This window comes from Jatrophihabitans sp. (assembly GCF_051960575.1).
Taxonomy (GTDB): Bacteria; Actinomycetota; Actinomycetes; order Mycobacteriales; family Jatrophihabitantaceae; genus JBQCEE01.
In genome coordinates, this window is record NZ_JBQCEE010000299.1 from 1 (window position 1) to 2,086 (window position 2,086).

Annotated in this window: 1 protein-coding gene and 2 pseudogenes; all 3 read left to right on the forward strand. The window is 71.7% G+C overall.

Annotated elements, in window-relative coordinates; translation table 11 throughout:
- A pseudogene (locus ACTHMS_RS16610) lies at positions 1 to 454 on the forward strand (hypothetical protein); the annotation flags it as partial.
- 40 nt (positions 455 to 494) lie between these two features.
- Complete coding sequence (gene radA / locus ACTHMS_RS16615) at positions 495 to 1,961, forward strand: DNA repair protein RadA (protein ID WP_440307776.1); 1,467 nt, start codon at positions 495 to 497, stop codon at positions 1,959 to 1,961.
- A gap of 12 nt (positions 1,962 to 1,973) precedes the next feature.
- Positions 1,974 to 2,086: pseudogene (locus ACTHMS_RS16620) on the forward strand (DNA integrity scanning diadenylate cyclase DisA); the annotation flags it as partial.

Sequence of the window (2,086 nt, forward strand, 5' to 3'; positions counted from 1 at the left end):
GACCGGACCGTCCTATGCCGTTGGTGCGTCGGTGCCGATGACGGCCTACTTCGCCAACAACGGCGAGACCGCCGACAAACTCGTGAAGGTGTCCAGTCCGTCGTTCCCGGGCGGCTGGGAAGTCGTGTCCACACCGTCCCTGCTCGCCGGCCCGAGTGGCGCACCGAGCCAGTCGCCGGCGTCGGGCACGAGCAACGGCAGGCCGCAGACCATCCCCGCCGGGTCGGCTGTCAGCTTCGGGCTCGAGAACCTGACCCCCGACGGTGCCGGCTCACCCGAGACGCTCGTGCTGCGCGGATACAAGGGCGACGGTCCGCTGTTCCCCGGCAACTCGGTGCAGGTCACCTTCACCTTCGCCAACGCGGGTCAGGCGACGCTGCGGGTGCCGGTGCAGATCGGCACGGCGCCGAGCGGGCAGACCGTCCCCGAGGTCTCCTCAACTCCCGCGGCGTAGCTGCACAGACTTGTCGTAGCCGGCACCTACGGTGTCGGGCATGACGAAACCGGCCCGCGCGGCCAAGCCCGCTTATCGCTGCACCGAGTGCGGTGCCGATTCGCTCCGCTGGGTGGGCCGCTGCCCCGAGTGCCAAGCGTGGGGATCGGTCACCGAGGTCGGTGCGACGACCCGACGGGCGGTGGCCGCGTCGCCGGTCACCCGGGCCGCCCGGCCGATCGGTGAGCTGTCGCCGGACGAGGCCCGCGCCCGTCCCACCGGCGTCGCCGAACTCGACCGCGTGCTCGGTGGCGGGCTCGTGCCCGGCTCGGTGGTGCTGCTCGCCGGTGAGCCCGGCGTGGGCAAGTCGACGCTGCTGCTCGACGTCGCGCATCGTTACGCCGCGGGCGGCAGTCGAGCACTCATCGTGACCGGGGAAGAGTCGACGGCGCAGGTGCGGCTGCGTGCCGAGCGCATCGGCGCGGTCGACCCCAACCTGTTCCTCGCCGCCGAGAACGACCTCGGCGCGCTGCTCACGCACCTCGACGACGTCACTCCCGGTCTGCTGGTCGTCGACTCGGTGCAGACCATCTCGACCGATGCGGTCGACGGCACGGCCGGTGGTGTGCCGCAGATCCGTGCGGTGGCCGCCGCACTGATCGCGGTCGCCAAGGAACGCGGCATCGCGACGGTGCTGGTGGGGCACGTGACCAAGGACGGCGCGATCGCCGGGCCGCGCGTGCTCGAGCACCTCGTCGATGTCGTGCTGCACTTCGAGGGCGACCGGCACTCGTCCCTGCGGCTGGTGCGCGCCACGAAGAACCGGCACGGCCCTGCCGACGAGGTCGGTTGTTTCGAGATGCGCGAGGACGGCATGGTCGGGCTCACCGACCCGTCCGGACTGTTCCTGTCCGACCGCACCTCCGCAGTCGACGGCGCCTGCGTCACCATCGCCGTCGAAGGACGGCGCGCCCTGGCCACCGAGATCCAGGCGCTCACCAACAAGGTGAACTACGGCGCCTCGCCACGGCGCGCGGTCAGCAACCTCGACTCGGCCCGGGTGGCGATGCTGCTCGCCGTCCTCGCCCGGCACACCCGGCTGCCCATGGGCGAGGCCGACGTCTACGTCGCCACGGTCGGCGGCATCATCGCCAACGAACCTGCGTGCGACCTCGGCATCGCGCTGGCCCTCGTCTCGGCCGTGCGTGAGCTGCCGATTCCACCGACCATTTGCGCGATCGGCGAGGTGTCGCTGTCCGGCGATGTGCGGCGCGTACCCAATCTCGCCCGCCGTCTCGCCGAGGCCGGTCGGCTCGGCTTCACCACCGTGCTGGTGCCGAAGGCCCATGCCGGCGAAGCGCTGCCGCCGGGGCCCGTCGAAGGCGTGCAGACCGTCCCCGTCGCGACCATCAACGACGCGATGGCGTCGATCGAGGCACTGTCACGCCGCGGCGGCGGTCCGCGCCGGGCGGCCCTGCGCCCGATCGAGGGCGGAAATCGGGGCACACCTGTAACACCAACCACATAGACTGCTGGCACCATGGCCACGACCGAACACGACGAGGCGCTGCGCGGCGTCCTCGCCCGGGTTGCGCCCGGCACCGAACTGCGTGACGGTCTCGAGCGCATCCTGCGAGGCAACACCGGCGCGCT

What these genes read in the sequence shown, in the direction of transcription:
- radA (WP_440307776.1), top strand. Translation starts at nt 495, where the DNA reads ATGACGAAACCGGCCCGCGCGGCCAAGCCCGCTTATCGCTGCACCGAG.